The sequence below is a fragment of the Pseudomonas sp. ASL4 genome, from assembly GCF_056680395.1.
Genome location: NZ_CM155280.1, coordinates 6,469,232 through 6,490,090 on the forward strand (window position 1 = coordinate 6,469,232; position 20,859 = coordinate 6,490,090).

15 protein-coding genes and 4 pseudogenes are annotated in these 20,859 nt (G+C 48.7%); 8 read left to right on the forward strand and 11 right to left on the reverse strand.

Translation table 11 applies throughout. The features are described from left to right. Positions 1-64 precede the first annotated feature (64 nt). Positions 65-352, reverse strand: a complete 288-nt coding sequence (locus AC1MEW_RS29665; RefSeq protein WP_480424567.1) for a hypothetical protein — start codon at positions 350-352, stop codon at positions 65-67. Positions 353-440: 88 nt separating this feature from the next. Between AC1MEW_RS29665 and AC1MEW_RS29670 the strand changes: the two genes are divergently transcribed. The 6 genes and pseudogenes from AC1MEW_RS29670 to AC1MEW_RS29695 all read left to right on the forward strand — a co-directional run bounded on the left by AC1MEW_RS29670 (position 441) and on the right by AC1MEW_RS29695 (position 6,545). Then, positions 441-1,127, forward strand: coding sequence for a spermidine synthase (locus AC1MEW_RS29670; protein ID WP_027925870.1), 687 nt, complete (start codon positions 441-443; stop codon positions 1,125-1,127). A 49-nt stretch (positions 1,128-1,176) separates the two neighbouring features. Beyond that, positions 1,177-1,413, forward strand: a pseudogene (locus tag AC1MEW_RS29675) (YajD family HNH nuclease); the annotation flags it as partial. 161 nt (positions 1,414-1,574) lie between these two features. Then, entirely contained in the window at positions 1,575-1,946 is a 372-nt protein-coding gene (locus tag AC1MEW_RS29680; RefSeq protein WP_480424569.1) for a YajD family HNH nuclease, read from the forward strand. A 742-nt stretch (positions 1,947-2,688) separates the two neighbouring features. Continuing rightward, on the forward strand, positions 2,689-2,877 hold the full coding sequence (locus AC1MEW_RS29685) for an AbrB/MazE/SpoVT family DNA-binding domain-containing protein (RefSeq protein WP_480424570.1): 189 nt from the start codon (positions 2,689-2,691) through the stop codon (positions 2,875-2,877). 471 nt (positions 2,878-3,348) lie between these two features. Beyond that, positions 3,349-5,781 carry an AAA family ATPase gene (locus AC1MEW_RS29690; RefSeq protein WP_480424572.1) on the forward strand — a complete coding sequence of 811 codons (2,433 nt, stop codon included), beginning with the start codon at positions 3,349-3,351 and terminating at the stop codon, positions 5,779-5,781. Next, positions 5,778-6,545, forward strand: a complete 768-nt coding sequence (locus AC1MEW_RS29695) for an HNH endonuclease family protein (protein ID WP_480424573.1) — start codon at positions 5,778-5,780, stop codon at positions 6,543-6,545. Before AC1MEW_RS29690 ends, AC1MEW_RS29695 begins: the two co-directional genes overlap by 4 nt. Before the next feature lie 308 nt (positions 6,546-6,853). Here the strand turns inward: AC1MEW_RS29695 and AC1MEW_RS29700 are convergent, their stop codons facing one another. From AC1MEW_RS29700 to AC1MEW_RS29740, 9 genes and pseudogenes are all read right to left on the reverse strand, one after another. Beyond that, on the reverse strand, positions 6,854-7,492 hold the full coding sequence (locus AC1MEW_RS29700; RefSeq protein ID WP_480424575.1) for a hypothetical protein: 639 nt from the start codon (positions 7,490-7,492) through the stop codon (positions 6,854-6,856). 101 nt (positions 7,493-7,593) lie between these two features. After that, entirely contained in the window at positions 7,594-9,939 is a 2,346-nt protein-coding gene (locus AC1MEW_RS29705) for a hypothetical protein (RefSeq protein WP_480427398.1), read from the reverse strand. 27 nt (positions 9,940-9,966) lie between these two features. Continuing rightward, positions 9,967-10,215: pseudogene (locus AC1MEW_RS29710) on the reverse strand (GAP1-N1 domain-containing protein); the annotation flags it as partial. 1 nt (position 10,216) lies between these two features. Then, a complete protein-coding gene (locus AC1MEW_RS29715) occupies positions 10,217-11,155 on the reverse strand; it encodes a TRAFAC clade GTPase domain-containing protein (RefSeq protein WP_480424576.1) in 939 nt (312 codons plus the stop codon). Beyond that, complete coding sequence (locus tag AC1MEW_RS29720) at positions 11,137-12,264, reverse strand: TRAFAC clade GTPase domain-containing protein (RefSeq protein ID WP_480424578.1); 1,128 nt, start codon at positions 12,262-12,264, stop codon at positions 11,137-11,139. Before AC1MEW_RS29720 ends, AC1MEW_RS29715 begins: the two co-directional genes overlap by 19 nt. Further along, entirely contained in the window at positions 12,204-13,232 is a 1,029-nt protein-coding gene (locus AC1MEW_RS29725; protein ID WP_480424581.1) for a GTPase-associated system all-helical protein GASH, read from the reverse strand. The genes AC1MEW_RS29720 and AC1MEW_RS29725 overlap by 61 nt, the downstream gene beginning before the upstream one ends. Continuing rightward, on the reverse strand, positions 13,229-14,554 hold the full coding sequence (locus tag AC1MEW_RS29730) for a metallophosphoesterase (protein WP_480424583.1): 1,326 nt from the start codon (positions 14,552-14,554) through the stop codon (positions 13,229-13,231). The genes AC1MEW_RS29725 and AC1MEW_RS29730 overlap by 4 nt, the downstream gene beginning before the upstream one ends. Positions 14,555-14,887: 333 nt before the next feature. Next, positions 14,888-15,247, reverse strand: coding sequence for an XRE family transcriptional regulator (locus AC1MEW_RS29735; RefSeq protein WP_480424584.1), 360 nt, complete (start codon positions 15,245-15,247; stop codon positions 14,888-14,890). A gap of 475 nt (positions 15,248-15,722) precedes the next feature. After that, complete coding sequence (locus AC1MEW_RS29740) at positions 15,723-16,091, reverse strand: histone-like nucleoid-structuring protein, MvaT/MvaU family (protein ID WP_480424586.1); 369 nt, start codon at positions 16,089-16,091, stop codon at positions 15,723-15,725. A 266-nt stretch (positions 16,092-16,357) separates the two neighbouring features. Between AC1MEW_RS29740 and AC1MEW_RS29745 the strand changes: the two genes are divergently transcribed. Further along, a complete protein-coding gene (locus tag AC1MEW_RS29745; protein WP_480424587.1) occupies positions 16,358-18,451 on the forward strand; it encodes a hypothetical protein in 2,094 nt (697 codons plus the stop codon). 159 nt (positions 18,452-18,610) lie between these two features. Here the strand turns inward: AC1MEW_RS29745 and AC1MEW_RS29750 are convergent. Beyond that, positions 18,611-18,895: pseudogene (locus AC1MEW_RS29750) on the reverse strand (DUF4113 domain-containing protein); the annotation flags it as partial. 308 nt (positions 18,896-19,203) lie between these two features. Here AC1MEW_RS29750 and AC1MEW_RS29755 point away from each other — a divergent pair. Then, positions 19,204-19,815: pseudogene (locus AC1MEW_RS29755) on the forward strand (transposase); the annotation flags it as partial. Positions 19,816-20,859 lie beyond the last annotated feature (1,044 nt).

A 20,859-nucleotide genomic window follows, 5' to 3' on the forward strand; every position in this document is an offset into this window, starting at 1 on the left:
GTCGCTCCTCGCCTGACGACAACAGCCACTCGTCAAAAGAGGAACGTATTTGTGAGACAGGACACTACCCACCCGGCGATTTGATTTTGGTGCTGTTCTGCTCAAGGCCCGGCAAGGTCTGGTCCTTGGGTGGGCTCGGCATTTCGATCGGCTCCAACGGCTGGCTGCCGCTGCCCGAACCGGTACGGGGTACGTTGGTGGGGGTGATCTGCGGGTACGGCGTGGGTGTCGCAGTACCGGGTGATCCGGGCATCGGCGCGGGACTGGTGGGGATGGTTTGCTGCTCCTGGGCCTGCACTGCAGTAATCGAGAGCGCGGCCAAGGCAATGACCGTTAGAATAGTGCGCTTCATCAATGGCTCCGTTGGCCTTGTTGTCTGCTTGCAGGCTACTCCCAACTGCGTCCGTTTGCCTTATGCCAATTTTCCTCAAGAGCCTCCCATGAAACGTTTCGTTCTGCTCGACACCGCCCCTATCCCTGAAAACGGCGGTGCCCTGTGCCTGTTCGAATACGGTGAAGATTTCGTCATCAAGATCCAGGGTGGCGACGGCGGGCAGTTGATGAACACCCGCATGCACGGCTCCGAAGACGCCCTGGCCGAGATCCCGTGCCGCAAGGTTGCCGGCCGCCCGAACTCACGCGTTTTGATCGGTGGCCTGGGCATGGGCTTCACTCTCGCCTCGGCCCTCAAGCATTTGGGCAAGACCGCTGAGGTGGTGGTCGCCGAACTGGTACCGGGCGTGGTCGAGTGGAATCGTGGGCCGCTGGGCGAAAAGGCCGGCAACCCGCTGCTCGACCCGCGCACCGTGATCCGCATGGAAGACGTCGCCAAGGTGCTGCAAGCCGAACCGCAGGGTTTCGATGCGATCATGCTCGACGTCGACAACGGCCCCGAAGGCCTGACCCAGCGCGCCAACAGCTGGCTCTACTCCGCCGGTGGCCTGAGCGCCTGCGCCAAAGCCCTGCGCCCCAAAGGCGTGCTGGCCGTCTGGTCGGCCAGTGCCGACAAGCAGTTTTCCGACAAGTTGAAGAAGGCCGGTTTCAAGGCCGAGGAAGTGCAAGTCTTCGCCCACGGCAACAAAGGCACGCGCCACACCATCTGGATTGCCGAGAAGCTCAAGGGCTGAGCTAAACTCACTGCATAACCGTCATTAGTCTTTTTACAAAGGTGAACCCATGAGTTCGTCCACCCCGACCAACACCTCGAAGCTGGACCGTATCCTCGCCGACAACCAGCGCGACAAGGAAATGGGTTACCGCGACAAGGCCCTGAAGATGTACCCGCACGTGTGCGGCCGCTGCGCCCGTGAGTTCGCCGGCAAGCGCCTGAGCGAACTGACCGTGCACCACCGCGACCACAACCACGACAACAACCCGCAGGACGGCTCGAACTGGGAACTGTTGAGTCCGTATCTGCCAGCAAAGTGGTATCCCACTGCCGCCTTACGGGCGTAGCGCCGACGCATACCTTATGATATCGGCATCCGACAAACGGGCTTAAATTAGTGGACCAAAGCATGGCACTTCGGGATGTGGTCGCCGCGCCGAAAATTTACGAATAGGAAAAGAATGAGATGAATACATCTTCTGCAGATACATCAAAGCTGGATCGCATTCTGGCAGATGCCAAACGTGACAAGGAAATGGGCTACCGCGATAAAGCCCTGAAAATGTACCCACACGTGTGTGGCCGCTGTGCCCGTGAATTTTCCGGAAAGCGTCTGAGCGAGCTCACCGTGCACCACCGAGACCACAACCACGACAATAATCCGCAGGACGGTTCAAACTGGGAACTCCTTTGTCTTTTCTGTCATGACAATGAGCATTCTCGCTATACCGACCAACAATACTTCTCAGACTCCTCGGTTAGCTCACCTAAAATATCAGTAGCGACCCACAACCCATTTTCCGCACTTGCCGATCTTCTCAAAAAACAGGAGAAATAATATATCTGCACAATAAGCCATAATATTTACATCGCCAGGCGACTGATGTGTAAATTATGGCTATACATTGACGCAGAGTTTTTTTCTATCAACTCCAAATCAAAAACTCTGAAAGATTAAACATCAGTAACCATTCTTTCGTCAGTCCCCCTAGGCTGCAGACCAAGAAAGAGACTTATGCTTGCTGAAGCCTTGCTGGAAAATGCCTGCTGGACTTGCCCCTACAAAACCGGACACTTCAGTGCTCATTAGAAAATAAAATGAAGTCATTAGATTTTGGAACGAAACTGTCCCCATATCCAACTGATTGTTTAATTTCGGCGAAGGTGACCAGACCTTTGCACCGATTTAACAAGTCGTAGCATTGGGCTTGGCCACGCTGAACTTATCCGAGGATGACTAACCCGTTTCCATGTATGAGCAAAATCATGGATTGAGAAAGAGAAGAACTTCTTTGAGACGTAGGTTATTGAGTATCAGATGGTGAGGCTTTCCTTATTTTTCCTTATTTTTCACCTTATTTTTCAGCCAAGGCTGGACTTTTTTCACTTAGGCTGAACTGAGCGCACCGAACTAGTGCAAAAAATGTGAAAAGCCACCTGGGCCCTAGGGCAAAGGGCTTTTTTGCATAAGCGGTTTAAATGCAACCGTTGAACGGGAGTGCATGTGCTGGATGGCCGCCTTCCGACATGCAGCCACCTGTTACAACGGGCACCTCTAAAGACGGAACGAGGTTCGATCGATGAGCGAAAGCGAGCAGTGGATCGTCAAATGCCACAACACCACCGACGGCAGTGGCGACATTATCGTTGATCTCCCGCCAGACCTCCTTGCAAAATTCGGTTTAAGCCTTGGGGATGAGCTAACCGTCGAGATCATCGATGGCGCGATAGTCCTGACGCCCAAGTCCAATACAATCACCTCCGCCTGAAACCATTGCTGCCACACTTAATGCCCTGGCGGCGAAGGTGGCCGCTCTACGAGAGAGGCTTGAACTATTCAGTATTACTCCGAAAGACTTTTAACATTCGCAGAAAATCCGCACCAGTCCTTCTAATATTTCATATCACACAAACCGCACACTGTTGAACGCATTTCTATAAACGATGCACAATAAATAGACAGCCACCCAATGCAGATACGCCGTTCAATCGATGATTTTCGCCCTGCCGGCCGTATCGTTCGCAGAAGGCGGGAGTGACAAACTCGCTGAATGACATATGAAATCCAGCGAACCCTCATCCCAGCAAACTGCTACGGTTACTGTCAGTAAAAATGTAGCAGCCCAGGACTTCAATGGCTTTCGCTACATATAGCAATAGAGGCCAAAACATGTAAAATACTCATCGAGATTTTTAAGCAGGCAATTAAACTTTGCAAGTATTACATTGAGAGGGAATGAATGATTTCTGAAGGAGAATTGCGGGCAGACCGAATTGGTAGAGAGATAACTCGAATTTCAAAGATACGAGGCGTTCAGGCTAGTGAGATTGAGAGCATAGCCTATATCGTGCTGATGACGTTAATCGTAAAAGAAAATCATCCCGACAACCATTCTTCCTACAATCGCCGCTCCGAAGAATTTGAAAGCACAGCAGACTCATTCTTACAAATGTGCAAAGCTGGTGACACGGAAAGCATAGAGGCGCACTATGAGCGAGTTTTGCGCGCCCTATTAATAGTTTTAGACCTCAGCCCCAACAACCGGTGGCAACCTTCCTCTGACTCATCTAAGGTAATTAGTCAAATTGTCCAGATTCTGATACACGAGTTGAGCAATTTGGACAACTCGGGGAAAACGTGTGTTGTCGACATGCTCTATTATCGGTTATTTACCAGACTAGTACCCTCCCAGCGTCGACACCATGAGCTAATTGCCCATCTTGCAGCTCCACTAGCAGATCTTTATGGAGGTGTTTCCGAGTGGCAGCCAGGCCCGTCTGAGGTATTGATAGCAGCAGGCTTCAGGGATGACAATCTAAATCTCTATCAAGATGGAGAATCTAGCCTCCCCCGAGATCTTCGCAGCCAACTGCTTGTCATTCGGAGCTTGCGGATGGCTGTTTACAACCATTTACATGGGAATAGACGTCTAGTTCAGAATACACACTACCTTAACGTTGTTGATACGACTGTAGATCTCGTACGATTTTCTGTCATTGATTTACCTGCTCCTTATGCGGAGAGCGAGGTTCTCAATGCACTAGTACGTTTACGTCAAGACACCCAAGGGCCACAGCTCGTAGTGGTTAAAGCAAGGGAGTGCCGTAGTTTGAAGCGCAACGCATATGCCCGTGAACGGCTATTAAGGTTCTACGGTTTACGTGCAGTAGTCGATTTTCATAGCCCAACTACAAAAGGCACTGCTAATTTAGTTCTTCTGGTATTCGGCCATGAGCGCAGAACTAACGATGAATCTGTGCTACAGATTGATACCCGACAGTTTTGTTCTGGTCTAAAGGATTTCGAGGTACTTCCCAGTGCGTCGCTCATAGGAGAGCTTTTGCGCGCCTGGGTTAAGGGGGGCGAAGTAGATAAGGCACGCTTAGAAAACACTTTAGCACCGCGTCGACTGATAAAGTTTGTTGAGGAAGCATTTCAGTCAGGTAACTCTGAAGTCCCTGGATTCTACCGCATTGCCCGTGCGGATCAGATGGTCAATCTTGAGTACTCCCTCCGGGCAGAAAGTTATGTCGGAAAAAGTAGTAATCGGACATGGCAGCCGGAAGTTGAGATTGAACCAATCTTAAAATCTTTGCGTCAGGACCGTCAGAGCCGCGCGGTCTATCTAATAGGTAATAATGGTGCAGGCAAAAGTTTAGCAATGCGTGATGTGGCAATGGCTCTGGCTATGGAGGGGCATACCAGTTTAGGAGTTGCATTCGGTAATACCGATCGGTTTCAACGTTCGCCTGGCTCCGACCCCCTCAAGTCACTATTCACTTATGCTGGCGCTCGCACGTTTCAAAGCGGTCCCAATGCACGACGTACCAACGGCCAACTAGGGGATATGGTTAAACACATTTACCGCAATCCTGAACGGCTGCGGTGTTTCGACGTGGCGTTAGAGACTTTAGGGTTTCGCCCACGGCATTTTTTGGTGCCTGTAGGTATGCGGTCAACTTCGGACCATTGGGATAGATTACTCGCGGACGTCTATCCATTGACCGCATCATCGACCTCAGAGCTGGAACGTCGTGAGCTCGATCGCTGGCAAGCGCTGCCAGATGGTGCATATAAGTTCGCCCTCATGCGTCGTGAATCTCCCGAAATTGTTGTTTTTGATTCTCTTAGCTCAGGGGAACAGCAGATTTTGACGATGATGATCAAGATTATTGCGGGCGTTCAGCCCAACACAACGGTCCTGCTTGACGAACCTGAGATAAGTCTCCACGTCGCTTGGCAAAGACAGCTTCCCTTAGTACTTCGTGAGTTTTCTCGCGGCCTAAATTGCTCCTTTGTCGTGGCAACTCACTCGCCTGTAGTTATCGCGTCCGCCGACAATAAAAATGATCATTGCTTCGTGATGTTGGACAGACGGCTGCACGAGCTAGATCCAACTCAGCGACGCTCCGTTGAGGCAAGCCTGTTTGAGGGGTTTAATACCTATACTCCTTACACGCACCACGTACAGGAGCGTTGCGCGGAAATCATTTCTCGCGTCATTGCTGATTCCGATGAGGATGGATCTTTGAACAAGAATGACCAAGGCCCATTAAAAGAATTGCAATTGCTCAAGCAGCGATTACTTGAGGGTCCCTCCCCGATGGCTCAACACGACATAGTGCTCGTGGATAAGGCTTTGGCAGCTGTTCATGAGATACTTACATCATGACAACCTCTGAAGTCCATCAAGCCATTCGTAAACGGCTACGTCAAGAACTTTCCCGCTATTTGGCGCGCCCCCATCGAACTCAGAAGTATCGTGAAAAAGCTCGTTTTATCATCCAAAATTTATTTCAGCAAAGCAGACAAGGAAAATTCGATGGATGGGCGCTACTTGATTTATTAACAAAAGCAAAAGATCAAGTGACAGGTACTGAGCTTAAGGCAGCTCTACGCGACCAGCTTGTACAGCTTCAAGCTAATCGGTGTTGCTACTGCCGAAGGTGGCTTGTCAACACGGCCTACGCGCGTCCGATCGAACACGTACTCCCCCAAGCCCACTTTCGGCAGTTCTCTTTTCATTTCTGGAATTTGGCAGTTGCATGCAACGACTGCAATTCTCAGAAGAGCGATGATATTTGGGGAGGAGTGGACCCGACGCGCCGGAAGTATCCTGAACTTATAAATATTGATAAGTGGTTTCACCCTCGATTCCATGACTATGATCAGCATGTCCGATTCATCCGAATTGAGTCAAACGGCGTAACTGTAGTGCTGTTCCGAGGAACCACAGCTCAAGGGCACGCGCTCTGTAAATCACTGCTATGCCATATAGCTGCCAAGGAGATGCTAATCGCGAACAACAGTACTTTGAGCTCTTGTCTTGCTACGCTCAACGAGCATGGTGACCGCTTTGATGGTGCGAAAGCACAGAAATTGCGCGATTTTCAAAGCGAACTTAATACTTCAATTACTCGCATGATCAAAATGTAGTTAATCAAAGACAGCATACTCAGGTAACTAATTTCCAAAAAAAGCTAAAAGGATAAGGCAGTGAGTATCTTTCAGCGCGAATCGAGCACCATCCGGCAATTGCTTGGGCTACCAAGGGGTTTGCAGGACAGCACTGATGAAGCCCAGCAAATCGTCTAAGGGACGGTTGACAAGCGTATCGGGTTTCCCCCGGACACAAAAGCTCTACCGGCTTCAGTCAACCTACCCGAACAAATGCCCGAGATTAATCCGAATGCGGGAACCGGGTAACCTGTCCGCCGGATTAAACCAACAATTTTAGAGGTTTGCTAGGCGCTTGTCGCACCGTTCGATAGTTCACCAACTTTGAAAACCGAATAAAAAACAGAATATCCAAGAACGATTAGCATGAACGCTCCTACCTTGACTGAGTCTTTAGCAATATTTTCGAATCCAAACAAACCGGAGACCATGTCGATAAAAATAAACGACTCATTGAGCCAAAGTATTCCTGCAACAAAACAAAATATCGAAAAAAACCCAAAAACCCCTTGAATTAAAATAACAGAAAGATTTCCGTCATCAAACTTCGAGACTGCCAAATAAATTATGGCAGCAAACCCAAACAGCAAGCCAAATAAAGGGTTCCCATCTTTAAATACTAAAGTTAGCAGAGACGCTACTGCCGTCAATAGCGGCCAGCCCAAATGAAATTTTGAGTTTTTCACATATAAAGAAAGAGTGCTTGAGAACAGTAAAAAGAGCACAAATAAAGCATAGTACCCCATCACAAAAAAAATTTTCAATACTGCAGACATTTCAACACCCATATCATAATGAAAAAATGGGACCATGTAAGTATTAGTTGAATTCAACAGATAAAAAGAAATAACAAATGGCAGCGCGAGCCCATAATTGTAACTTGGATGTTCGCTGATAATTTTTGCAATACCAAAACTTACCGCCATGATAACTCCTCAAATTTAAATTCGATAGCCTTCGCGTCTTTTTTGCGTGGCCGTTAAGTGTTTTTGGAGAACACTGCAGCGAATACGGCTAGCTGATTCTTTCAAAATCCGGCTATCTGAGCCAGGGCATATTTAACTGCCATTCTATGTTGGGGCGGAATACTTTCAATTTCAGAATCTAGAGATCGAAGGATTTTTGCCCCACCTGGCTCTTTGGCTACCTGCTCAAGGATCAGCCTAGTGTCTCCGGCCCTAGCGGCTGCAATCGCAATATCTACAATACTCCATTTTGACCGCATAAATGTATGCGCCAAACTACGCCTTGCTAACTTGCACTTATCCCAATCAACAAATGAAAATATTGTTGAAAAAAAATCGGGAGGGCTTTCTTGCGCAAGCTCCCCATAAACAATAGGGAACACGGCAGATATCAGAGGTGAGACTGTAGCTTGTGTTTGTTCAAGTAAAAATGGAAGAAGGTGTGCCGCAGCCTTAACTGGGCCCTTGTTGTAGGAGTTTCGTGACTCCCAGAGCAGCAGCGCAGCACCTTCGGCGGCGCCTTGAGATAGATCCATGAAAGGTCGCTTCGTTAGTTGGATCGCTAACTCTTCAACCGCATCCAAAAGACGTCGACGAGCCTCTACTTTACATTGGATTAACGCTTCCATATTGCGCGTAGCTACTTTGGAAGAAAGTACCGTGTGCAGACCCAACTTGAACACCCGGTTGCCATCAAGGCTATTTCCTGCTTTATTGAGCAACAAAATCAGTTTTTTCGAAGTGATTTCGCCCTCTCCCGCTTGCAGACCGATGTCAATCGCTTTGAGTGCAAAATCAACCGCATCGTGGTCACTGAGTGACGGCAAAAGTGCAAACATTAACTTAAGTCTTTCGTCTCGTGGTAAATCTACATCACGAATTATGGACGAAAGAAGCTTCGCGTGTGTCTTTTCCTTAAGATTTAATATGCTGAAAAAGGTCTGAATTTCGGCAAAAGATATATGCAACCTGTCAAAGTAAGTCGGGATGACTGAGACGAGTAATGAGCACAAGTAATCGGTACGCTGTCTTTCATCAAGTTCGCGGCTACCAAGGATCCAGGTAAGGTCGCTACGTTCGCACCCAATAAGCTCTTTCATTAACGAATCAATATGGCTGCTTGGCACCATACCTGAAACGATCTCCCTTACGGATTCTCTTATTCCGAGAGCGTTAACACACTCTACTAACACATCGCGCATTTGTGCCGATGATAGCCCATTAGTCCTATAAAGGTGAGTCAGATGATTTTCCAGATCAGACTTGCCTACATCTTTTAAAACCACTCGTGCAAGCTCTGCATGAATGTCTTCAGTCAAAAGCGGCATCAGCAGCTGGCGTAGTTGTAGGCTGATGCGGTGAGTATATTGTGAAATTGCAGATGCCAACATATCCGGTAGCTTGGAATCCTCAGCTACCGCTTTTTTCATAAGATCAAAGCTTTCTGTAGTGAGCTTAAACAGATCCGATGCTTTCAACTCCGAAAGCTTTTCTGCAACATGGGGCGAAAAGGACTTTGCTAAACCATCACCAGCCCCCCCTAAAATAGGTTCGGATGGAAAGGGTTGACTCAATAGTTTGGACACATAACGTACGGCTTCACCGGGATCTTTGGATGCAAGATCGGCTGCAGCCAATTTAATTGATTTGGCAATTGTAGGGGGCGGCTTCAAAGTATCGAGCTTTGAAACCAACGCACTGAGAAAATACCAAGCATCCGCCGCAGGCATTTTTGAAACTGCCATGTTCGCCGAGTTGATAAGTGCAGGTTCTAAATCGCGAATCACATTGGCATTGCGAACGGATCGCGTACTGGCTATATCGAGTAGACCGAGTACGGCGTTAGGCGAGGTATAGACTTTTCGCTGCAAGTCTTCCCATAAAAGGGACACTCTTAATGCTGTCTCAGTACCTACTCCGTCTGAGGACATCTCGCCGAGTGCATCCAGCATTTTTAATGATGGCAATGGGGAAACGAGAACTCGCTCCACGATGGAAGTTGACCACGGATGACGGGCGACCTCTCGTTTGCGTCCGTCAACACGTCTACCTGGCCAGTCACTGAAACGCGAACGTGCGTCTTTGGGGGCGAATACAAGATCGAAATTTCGGCGCCCAATGGTTCGAGGGGAACGACAGAAAGTTGAAACAGCAAAGTGCCGTCTAAATCCCGGCCATAGAGCTGTTAAAATTCGTAGTGTTAGCAGTTCCGGACGTTCAGCATCAAACACCACGATTGGAGCCCGTTCCTCGAGAAAAAGAGCTTCAATAATTTCTGTACCTTGATGCGGGTCCATGGGTGGCAATTTGATTGGACTGTCTGCTTTTAGTGTACGTTTCTTAGCAGGCTCAGATGCGCCTGCCTCCGTAGCGATTGCGACGATTGATGCTACATCTTCTAGCTCCATCCATGTCTGCATGGGTACCAGGATGCTGCGTGTCCGGACACAGCCTGCACGGGGGGCATCGACATCTTGCCATGTTCGAGCGACGACATAGTGCGACCCGCCCGTGAGCGGATAACATGTGATATAGGGGGCAAAGCGCTCGTTGGGCCCTAGAGGTCCCGCGATATCTGATAGACGATCGATTAGCTGCTGATCGCTGCTATCCAAACGGACGGTGCTGGACAACAACTCATGCCCTTGCCTATATCCATGAAGTTGCTCATCAAGAGGCTTCAACCTAGCCCCCTACAGCCCAGGCGATGGGTAGCGTGACATCAGCAATTTTTTCGCAATTGTCATTGTTCTGGAGCACCACATAACCTTGGTCCGAGACATCAGTTTTGAGAAATTCTTCTCGGAAGGCGGAATCGTCATCCAGATCTCCACCGATAATGGACAAACCAAACACCTTGATATCTAGGCGGCTTTCACAGGCCAATCGTCCGGCAAACAATGGAAATTCATGCTCCAGGTATCTACGAGGTCCGGCGATTCGCATATCCACTGCCACCCGATCCCAAGCAGCTATGACCACCGCAACCCGCGGAGCGCCGCCATTGTCTCTATTGGCAAGCAGAAGGTCCAAATATCGCAGCAATTCACAGAGCAGTACTTGTGTAGGAATGCCTGGCTCCGATTGCTCTTCACTCTCAACATTGGCGGCAGCGTCGTTAGTCCCGTTTGGTAAAGTATCGTCTTCAGCAGTGGTTGGCGCAGGCTCTTCTGCTGTGTACAGGTCGAGTACTGATCGGGCATTGACCCAATCCAGCGGTTGGACGGTTTGATTCGAGCCGTGGCGTAGAAAAAGGACAGCACCCTCTGCAGTTTCCAGCAGTGACAGCCATTCTGTTGATATTTCTGAGGTGGCAACGGCCCTCGTCCAGAGTTCTCCAGAAATGTCGGGCACCATCAACGTGGTGAGCTCGCCTGTGCCTCTGCCCGCTCTCACGTCTATTGAGAAATCTACACGTCCGACCTCCAGATTCCTATCTGATCGCGGTGCGAACTTTCCCTTCATTAGATGCTCAGCCGCGCCATCTACATAGGAAATATCATCAGGCATGCGTTCGGCGCGTAATTCGCCTTTCTTTTTGTGAAAAGACGGCCATAAACGAGCGAGGTAATTCGTCTTTCCGGAGTCCGGGCCTCCGATGAGAACTACTGATCTTGAGACCAATTTTCGCTCCTATAAGCTGACAGGTTGCGAAGCTTACCCCCTTGGTCATCTGGCCAAAATTCTGGGCTTACGCGGTCGTGGTTGAGTGACGTGTTGAAAAGATCGCACACGCCCTCCCCGGGATCTACTGCTGGGTTTGATGAGAAGGATGCGATAGGCGCTAGTGTGATTTCGATATCGAACTCAAAACCCGTACGTTGAATTTGTTCAAAAACGTCGACGGGGAATTCACCGATATCCCTCCAGCTTGGTACAAGGATGATACGCGGAGTAGGCGTGGAGAGGACTTTGGCTAGACGCTCAATCAGAAGCTCGGTGCGGTACCGAGCGTAATTTCGAGTCTCAACGTCTGCAAATTCGCGCCCGTCGACCATCAGCCAAATAATTGTTGCGGATTTTATGAAGTCAAACCGGCCGGAATCGGCTTTATCGATAAGGGATCTACACCACTCACCAGGTAGGTCGGGAAGCAAAAGATTGAAAAGACGGCCGTCGATATCTCGTCGGAGCTTGAAGTGAAGAAATCCAGCTTGTCGATCATCAACCAGCTCAGTTCGAACGGTTAGCTGGCTTGGCGGCTCTCCGTTTGTCCACTGGCGACTCCCGCGGGCGATCTGTTCAAACGCCATCAGTGTCTTGCTGTCAGCGTATGAGTAACCTTTGAACTGTCCTTTCGACAACAGGAGGTACGCACTCACCAAGCAAGCTGTCTTCCCTGAGGCTGGCAAGCCAACTATGCCCACCATCGTTGTGTATTCACTACACATCAATTTCTGCGCGTCCTCAGTTCCAAGAGTCATGCTCGGGGGCAGGCGTGGCGTCTCACCTAAGCGCTCTAACACTGCCTGCCCCGCAGAGTGCGGATTTACCTCGGGCAAACTCCTTGAGTCGTCCGACCATGCAGTTTCAAGCGTTAGCGCTTCAGGAGCGTCGCCCTCTTCAAGAGTATTTCCTTCGATGTGAGGGCATTCCGATACTGGACGGTCTTGAATACACCGCCCAGTGACACTGAACGTGCACTCATCAAAGGAGCATGTACTCATCTGGATTAACCCCTCGGACCGCATAGATGTATAACGCCCGCTTCTAGCAATGCGCGCGCGCCCCATTCCCTTACAGTTCTGGTTTTGTCTGCGCCAGAGGGTTCAACCTCTGCATTGACAATCGCATTTAAAAGCGGGAAAACCTGCTTTGCGCCATTGACGCATGTTTGATCGATGTAGGTGATCAAGGCTTGCGCGTTGGAACCAATCGCTGCGAGTACTTGTGCTAGATCGGAGTGAACATCGTTTGGCACTCCACGCAAAACAACATTGCGGTGCCCGGACGATGGAACACGTTTTAGCTTCGCCGCGCATTCTATGCCTGCAGCAACCGCTTGCGTAATTGTCGGGAGACCACCGAAAGGTTGATTAAGACTTTCACTCCAGTCTGCCAGCCGCCACCAGAGGAAGTCTATTTCCTCACGGTCAAGCTCAGCATTTTCACGAAGAGCCTTCACAAGTGGCTCGACTGCCGTCTTGAACGCAGTCTTGGCACGCGCTTGTGTCGGCACTGTGTCTGGAATTGTAAGTAGGCCGACCTCAGGGACCTCGGCTCTTACTCGCGATAACTCCGCCACGTCTCTCGTCCGCGCGTGAACGGCCTCACAGAGCTCGACACGAAGCATCTCCAGAGACTCTTTTTCGACGGGTTTTTGAAATGAAAGCGCGGACCACGCTGCAGCGGCAAAAGCGTCAATAGCGCCCCAGCCTCCCTTTTCAATGGAAGCGTTGCGGACCAGATCCATGGCCGCCACCACTGCCACGACTGTTATCTGCAAGTCATTGCCATTGCGTACGAAAGCTTCGCTTCCGCTCTCTACGATGGCCTTTTCTACGGCTATCGAGAGATGTTCATCCACGGCCCCAATTTCGAGCGCCCTCGCTATCCTTGCCGCCAGCTCAATTGCTGACCAAGCAGGTGTCAATCCATGCATCCATTTCTGAACGTTCACAACTGCCTGGTTTAATCGTCGGACCTCATCATCCTTGGGGTCTGGCCAGAAAATACGCGAATGCTTAGCCATCAAACTCATTTGCTTCCCTCTGTCTTGGCGTCCGATAGGGCCTGTTCGATTGCGGCGGCTAACTCGTCGCCGAGCGCTTTACTTAGGATTCGATCAAAAAAAGTCTGCTCTAGGGCATGGTCGAGCTTCTTTGCTGCTTCGGGAGGCAGTCCCCCTAAATCGATTAAAATCTTCAAACGCTGAGACTCGGTAAGGTCTCGGAAAAATCTAAGGCGAATTGATCTATCTCTAACGCTAATATCGATCTCAGCTTTCCCTTGGCCTGAAATGGGGTTTACTACCGCGGATAATTTAGCGACCTCTGAGGTCGCCATCGTCGAGGTAGCAGATGGCTGGGGTGCCTGCCTAAAATTGGGGGATGCTAGTACGTGTCGTTCCTGCGTATCTGTAAGGAATTCAGAATCCTTATGAAAGCGTTTGTGTTCGTCGTCCCATGTCCTCGGATTGATGCTGACGGCGAGTGAGTTCGAGGCTTCATCCCAGTCGAACTCCAAAATGTTGTACTTGTAGGTGTACTTTTCGCCGACATGATCGGGAGCAGTCGCGCCCGCGGCCAGCAACATGAGGTCGCAGCCATCCTCAACGCTAGAAACGTCTATAGAAGGGTAGTGTTCGTGACCTGAGATTACGACACGAGCACGACTTTGAATGTATTTTTTGGCTACAGTTGTGTCCATAAACCAATGCAGTGGATGGTGCATCAGCACAACTACTTCTTCACCAGGCACGATTGGAATCACTCGTTGCCGAGCACCGAGTATCAAGCTCCCGGGCACATCTTTTTTTGAGCAGATCAGCGCCGAATTCAAACGCACGAAACGTAACGATCTGCCAGGAGCCAGTTCAACCGAGTAGTCTGCCGAGTATTTACCGAAGGTATCCAGGTCGCATCCATACCCTGTGGAAAAATCTCGGTATGCCGCAAAACGTGTGAACAAAGTTTCACGCTCAGTATCGTCATCTAGCAGCATATCCAGCATCGAGTCACCGTCATTACGTACTGACTCGATTTTCCATCCGACCGAATTGGTAATCGCCCCACGATCAATGTCATGGTTACCGGGTACCAGTTGCGTACTGAGTCGATCACAACCAGTACGTGTTGCTAGCTCATCCAGCCATTGACCAGCAGCTTTGTATTCCTCGGGTTGAGCAGAATAAGCAATATCGCCCGTTACGATAATACCAGTCGCATTCGCCCCCCGAGCCAACAACTCTGCTTGGACATCGTCCATAAGACGGTCTTTGGCGTCGGTATTTGTCTTTACCCAGCCGCCATCTTTTTCCTGACCAAAGTGAATGTCTGACAGATGAATGAAAATAGCTGGCAATGCCGTTCCTCCACTGAACGTTGATCAAGATGGCATGCGAAAGGCGCATAACGGCTTGGTGACAAATCCTATCAAGCAAAAAATAATATCACAGTGCTATCGCGTCCGGAGGCGACAATGGCATAAGCACACAATGCCCTAGGACGGATGAGCGCATGCCGTCTCTTCCGTTTTTTGGCCAGAGACTGCCGCGGCGTCTAACGCGGCCCCGCCAAAACGTTACGCGTGCATAACACAATACTGATTTGCAACAGGCGGTGCCGTTGCTGTCGCTGCATCAATTGAGTCAGGATGGCAGTGAGATTGTCCCAGTACTGCCGCCTCATGCCTCAGTCACCAATCAATGCTTTTGCCTTTGTTAGTGCGTGCGGCCTCGCCCTCGTTGGGGAGGCCCCGTCGACCGGAAGCGCGCCGCCGTTTTTTGCCTTCCATTTGAATGATTTGTAGTGGACTGGGCCGCACCTCTTCCAACAGTGAACTCAGGCGCTCCAACTCACCGATGGCGCGCAAAACGGCGATCAGGTTGATCAAGGTACCTTTGCCTTGATTGAGCAAAAGGTACAGCGTCTGACGACTGATTGCCGCATTCTCCGCCACCGTTTCGAGACTAATGTTCTTCTTCAACCGCAGCGTTTGCAGCCGCGCCCCGACGGTGGCTGCGAGGACTTGATCCGTATGAACACGAAGTCGCATAGCGTCTGCTTTCCTAGATATTAACTGGATTTTTTGCACTTTACGTCAGTAATTCTAGACAGTACAGAGTGAACAATCTCCCTCGCTGCTGCAACCGCAGACCGCAGCCTCCCGCATGACCTGCATTGCCAAACACACCCCGCCCCCGGCACTCACTTGTCAAGAATCGACGGCGCAAAAGCTGACTCTCGCTGTTTCATCGGAGGACGCGGCGAATCACGGCAAGCGAAATCGGATAGCAGCGCGAAACCTCCGAAATCTCGCCGGGCTTGATGTCGGTCAGCGGCAACATGCGCGTATCATCACGCTAGCTGCGCAGCCCCCTCCTCTCTAAACATGTCCGCTTCCATCCCTAGAAATTAGTGACGAACACTCGAGCAGATTAATCAGTGCCATCCATATGCCTAACTATGGTCATGGGTTAACCGCCAGCAAAAATGGCCCCCCAAGGCCCTTTTTTGTACTCAAACCAAACCTATTTGGTCAGCCAAGACTCAACGGTGTCCGAGCCGAATTTTGCTTTCCACTCTTTAAGGGTTTTGTGATTGCCACCCTTGGTTTCGACGACTTCGCCGGTATGCGGGTTTTTGTAGACTTTCACCTGGCGTGGCTTGCGGCTGCCAGTTTTGGATTCGGCTACGGGAACGCGACGGCGGCTAGCTGATGGATCAAGCAGGTTGATTACGTTCTGTAGGCTGTAACCGTACTCGGCGAGCAAAGCGCGCAGCTTCGATTCGAATTCGATTTCTTTCTTTAGGCCAGCATCACCTTTCAGGGCTTCGAGAGCCTGGAGCTGTTCGGCTAGATGTTTTTCGAGCTGGCGGAATTCAGCGAGTTTGGACATGGTAGATCTCTATGTAATTAGTCACCTAACAATACACCAAAAACTACATTTTGAATTTGGGGGGTCAGCGTTTGCCCTAAACCATAAAGAGTCACTGGTGTTCATCCCGAAAGAAAACGAGATCTTGTCTCCAACAGGATCGCGAAGGTATGCGACATAAAAGTCGGTCGATACAAATTTTTTGTTTACCGACATAGAGCGCCTTTCCAGCACAAACAATATTATGAGCTACTATTCAGGCTCACCTCAGTGCTGTGGAACGGTATATGGACATCAAAATTTCGAATTGCAACAACATAGATACTGGCACCCTTCATATTTCTCTAGGCAAGCTTAATATAAAGTATGCAACCAACGGAACAGGGAAAAGCACCATAGCGAAAGCACTGTCGCTTTCTATACATGACAGACTAGCAGGCACAAGCAAATTATCCGAACTCACGGCCTTTAAAAACTCAGAAAACCCAGAACTAGTTCCTAAGATAGAAGGAGCTGAAGAAATTATTAAACTTAGAATTTTTGACGAGTCATATATTAATGATTTCGTCTTCCAAGCTGATGAACTTGTGAAGGGCAGCTTCGACATCTTTGTCAGAGACAAGGATTATGATGCTGGAATGGAAGAAATAAAAAATCTAACTAGCGAAATGAAAAATATGCTAGGGGCAGATCCAGAAATTGAAACACTAATTACAGATTTACTAGAGCTTTCCAGCGCGTTTGGAAAGCCCGTAAAAAATGGATTCCATGCTTCGAGCAATGTGGCTAAAGCGCTAAAAAACGGTAACAAGGTAGAATCCATTCCGGCCGGCCTGGAGAAATTTACGACCTTGATTCAACACGAGCAGAATTACAAGTGGATAAAGTGGCAACAAGAAGGCAAGCCTTTTCTAGACATTTCATCAGATTGCCCGTATTGCACACACGATGTAAAAGACACGCTGGAAGTAATAACAAAGGTAACAGAGTCGTACGATTCAAAATCCATTGAAAGTTTAGCAAAAACCATTGCCACCTTCTCAAAGCTCAACAAATATTTCTCAACCGAAACCCGTAACAGCATCGATAGCTTCATAAAGAATATTGAAGGGTACACGGATGACCAAGCTGCGTTTATTCGTGAAGTATGGGATCAAATTGATCGCCTATCTAACAGCTTGACAAAAGCTAAAAACCTAGGATTCTCATCACTTAAAAATGTTGACGTTATAATTGAAGAGCTCAACAATCATAAAATTCAACTTGAGCTGTACGTCCATCTAAATTCAGAAAGCACAGCTGAAAAAATTGAAATAGTCAATAAAGGGATTGATGCACTGCTAGAGAAAGCAGGAAAACTCCAAGGAAGTGTAGTAAAACAGAAAAAACTTATAGAAAAACTCGTAAAAAACAACGGCATTGGGATCAATGAATTTTTGCGAAATGCCGGGTACAGCTATTCAGTTATGCTCGTAGAGGATGGCGAAAGCTACAAACTAAAATTGATACACAACTCAGTAGTTGGGGAGATTGCTAATGTACGCTCTCACCTTAGCTATGGAGAGCGTAATGCATTTTCGTTAGTTTTATTTATGTATGACTGCCTAAAAAGCGAAGCCGAACTGATCATTCTCGACGACCCCATTTCATCTTTTGATAAAAACAAGAAATACGCCATAGTTGACGCTCTATTTCGCAAAGAAAATTCATTCAGAGGAAAGACAGTTCTTTTCCTCACTCACGATTTTGAACCTGTCGTAGACATGATGCTTCATCACCCAGACCGCTTCATAAAACCAGCTGTTTATTTCCTCGAAAACAACCTAGGCCAATTAAGCGAAAACATAATTGAAAAGGCAGACATTCAGACATTCATCGAAATTGCCATGACCAATTCGCGAACAGACTGCCATGAAATAAACCGCCTTGTTTATCTGCGCCGTTACTACGAAATCACGGAAAACAAGCAATTCAGCTTTGACATTCTTTCCAGCCTTTTCCATAAAAGATCCAAGCCATCTAAAAAAGATCCAGATGGTGGCTTTGTTGAGCTAACAGACAGCGAATTAGAAGAAGGCACTCAGCACATTTGTAAATTCGTCGAGAGCTTCGAATACAACAGACTTATTCAGCTAGTACAAAATGACAGCGAACTGAAAAAACTGTATTTCGATTCAAAAAACAACTATGAAAAGCTTCACCTTTACAGAATGCTTTTCGATGGCAAAGCCAAGGATATTGAATCCGACGTAATTCGCAAATTTATCAATGAAGCGTTCCACATTGAGAACAACTACATATACCAGCTTAACCCCTCTCAATTTCAGCTTGTACCTCAGTACGTTATAGACGAATGTGACACATTCGTTGAAAATCTTTAGGTCTAATTTTAAAGCTGAATTCTTATATCGTTGTTTCCGTGAAAAAAGGGCCCTCGTATCTTTGACAGGCCCTTTTTAGTGAAGATCCTAAGACAAGGGTGAGGTTTTTTTGAGGAAAACTACCTAATGGAGTTTCTTGGAGTCCAAGTAAAAGGAAAACTATTTACAAAAAACAGTCCATAGCTGATCTACCCGAGTGGTGAAACTCTGACTCATCATCTCCCGACGCATCCCCCAATCGGGATTGGTTGGCACACTCGCCAAGCGTAGTGTTCCCCTACCCCACCGTTCATTGATGGAATCCAGCACGCCCATGACTTTCTCTGTAGCGACCGGCTGTGAAATCGAAAAAAGGTCATCGGTGTACTCCCCTTTCTGGCAAAGGTTGAGCAGGAGCACCTCTGCTTTGCTGTACTTGAACCCTGGCAGGAACACTCGATCAACATCTTAATCAACCTGTTGGCTCATAGGATTGGCGTTTACGTGCTTGGCTTGCTGAGTGGCGGCTGTTTCAAGGGAGAAAGCGGTTTTGCCTGGGGCTGGGCAGTCGCCGTCGGCGGCTTGGTGCTGTTCGCACCTTTCGTGGTTTTCATAGGCTTACTCATCCATACCAGTGGCGAGTAAGGTGATGACCGCTATGGGTCCAGGCTGTGTGAAAACACCCGCAATTGTCTAATCTTCTGATCGTCGAGATCGTAGCGGGGGCGATCATGAAGCGATTTATTTAAGGTGAAGCTCGGACGCAAGTCACCTTGCTGCCGGAGTGTCTGGACGATTACGTAGCCGAAGAAAATCCAGTGCGCGTGGTCGATGTTTTCGTCGATGAACTCGACCTGGGCGCACTTGGTTTTGAGGGCGTCGATCCTGCCGCAACAGGGCGTCCGGCTTACCATCCAGCGATATTGCTGAAGATCTATATCTACGGCTATCTCAATCGGATTCAGTCCAGCCGCCGGCTTGAGCGTGAGGCCGAGCGCAACGTCGAGTTGATGTGGCTAACGGGGCGTTTGGCTCCGGACTTCAAAACCATTGCCGACTTTCGCAAGAACAACGGCAAAGCCTTTCGCAGCGTATGCCGCCAGTTCGTAGTTCTTTGTCGCAACCTCAATCTCTTCTCTCAGTCGATCATCGCCATCGACGGCAGCAAATTCAAAGCCGTCAATAATCGCGACCGCAACTTCACTCAGGGCAAAGTGAAGGCACGCATGCAGCAGATCGAACAGAGCATTGATCGATATCTGGCGGCGATGGATTCGGCGGATCGGGCAACGCCCGAAGTCGCCGAGGCCAAAGCAGAACGGCTGAAAGAAAAGATAGAAACACTGAAAAAGCAGATGCAGAAACTCAAGGACATCGAGACGCAGCCTATTTTCCTAGGCAGTAACTAGTATGTATGGCTATTACGTCTAGGATTCTAGCCATTGCAGGAAAGAAAAAGTAGGTTCCATTCGCTTCTGCGACCCGCGACCCGCCGCACACACATCAAAAGCCCCACCGACTACGCTCAGGAGCGATGGCCTTGAGTAAAAGATCCTCGCTCGTTTCACCTCGCGTACTGCGAATCGGCCGTTGCTCCCGCTAAACGGCGATCAGGTTTGAGAACTTTACCCTCACAAACCTGATAACTGCCCTTCGCTCAATCAATGAGCTTGAGCGTTTGAGCTCTTTGCTGGAGGAAGTTTTGCCGAGCCCTTTACAGATCATTCGCATGGAAGGAAAAAAACGTCAGCGCGCATCGGGGCGGCGTGCAAATCCAGACGAGCTTTCCACCGCGACCACTGCATCAAAACGAGTTAGCGACTGGTAAATGCGTTATTGCATGGCAATGACCGCGCATTTTCATTGCCACGGCCCCTACAATTACAACCTGGCTGACCATACATTTGCATTCAACTTGAGTCGCACACCCGGAAGCAGTTAATTACTGCCCCCTTTGGACCACTAGTAATCAGACTGGCACTGCAGGCGTTTTTTTTGATGCACATTAAATTGGAGGAAGATCTTTTTTTATTTCTCCCTGTATTTTTGTGTTTTTTAGTGAACTTTCTGATTTTATTGGCGCATATTGATAGGGATTTAAATAATTGTAATGATTAGGGATTTTTGAAGTTAAAAAAATGCTTAAAATCAACAGAGGTGACAGTGGAAGAAGAAAGTATTTAAAGTACGCTAGCAGCATGATTAACTCCCTTTAACATTCTTGGGCATCTATCCTGTCGCCCGTCGACCATAGTTTTAATTTATCGAATTTTATTTGTCCAGCAGGTATAACACTCATCTTAGGCTACCACAGAATAATATCCAGCACTCTTGCAAAAAGTTTTCATAATCGCATAAAAAATCTATACCACGCAGCCGAATGAATAATTAAAAAAGCGCGAAGAAATCGCAGGGCATTAGTTTTTCTT

What these genes read in the sequence shown, in the direction of transcription:
- AC1MEW_RS29665 (WP_480424567.1), bottom strand. Translation starts at nt 352, where the DNA reads ATGAAGCGCACTATTCTAACGGTCATTGCCTTGGCCGCGCTCTCGATT.
- AC1MEW_RS29670 (WP_027925870.1), top strand. Translation starts at nt 441, where the DNA reads ATGAAACGTTTCGTTCTGCTCGACACCGCCCCTATCCCTGAAAACGGC.
- AC1MEW_RS29680 (WP_480424569.1), top strand. Translation starts at nt 1,575, where the DNA reads ATGAATACATCTTCTGCAGATACATCAAAGCTGGATCGCATTCTGGCA.
- AC1MEW_RS29685 (WP_480424570.1), top strand. Translation starts at nt 2,689, where the DNA reads ATGAGCGAAAGCGAGCAGTGGATCGTCAAATGCCACAACACCACCGAC.
- AC1MEW_RS29690 (WP_480424572.1), top strand. Translation starts at nt 3,349, where the DNA reads ATGATTTCTGAAGGAGAATTGCGGGCAGACCGAATTGGTAGAGAGATA.
- AC1MEW_RS29695 (WP_480424573.1), top strand. Translation starts at nt 5,778, where the DNA reads ATGACAACCTCTGAAGTCCATCAAGCCATTCGTAAACGGCTACGTCAA.
- AC1MEW_RS29700 (WP_480424575.1), bottom strand. Translation starts at nt 7,492, where the DNA reads ATGGCGGTAAGTTTTGGTATTGCAAAAATTATCAGCGAACATCCAAGT.
- AC1MEW_RS29705 (WP_480427398.1), bottom strand. Translation starts at nt 9,939, where the DNA reads ATGGAGCTAGAAGATGTAGCATCAATCGTCGCAATCGCTACGGAGGCA.
- AC1MEW_RS29720 (WP_480424578.1), bottom strand. Translation starts at nt 12,264, where the DNA reads ATGGGGCGCGCGCGCATTGCTAGAAGCGGGCGTTATACATCTATGCGG.
- AC1MEW_RS29725 (WP_480424581.1), bottom strand. Translation starts at nt 13,232, where the DNA reads ATGAGTTTGATGGCTAAGCATTCGCGTATTTTCTGGCCAGACCCCAAG.
- AC1MEW_RS29735 (WP_480424584.1), bottom strand. Translation starts at nt 15,247, where the DNA reads ATGCGACTTCGTGTTCATACGGATCAAGTCCTCGCAGCCACCGTCGGG.
- AC1MEW_RS29740 (WP_480424586.1), bottom strand. Translation starts at nt 16,091, where the DNA reads ATGTCCAAACTCGCTGAATTCCGCCAGCTCGAAAAACATCTAGCCGAA.
- AC1MEW_RS29745 (WP_480424587.1), top strand. Translation starts at nt 16,358, where the DNA reads ATGGACATCAAAATTTCGAATTGCAACAACATAGATACTGGCACCCTT.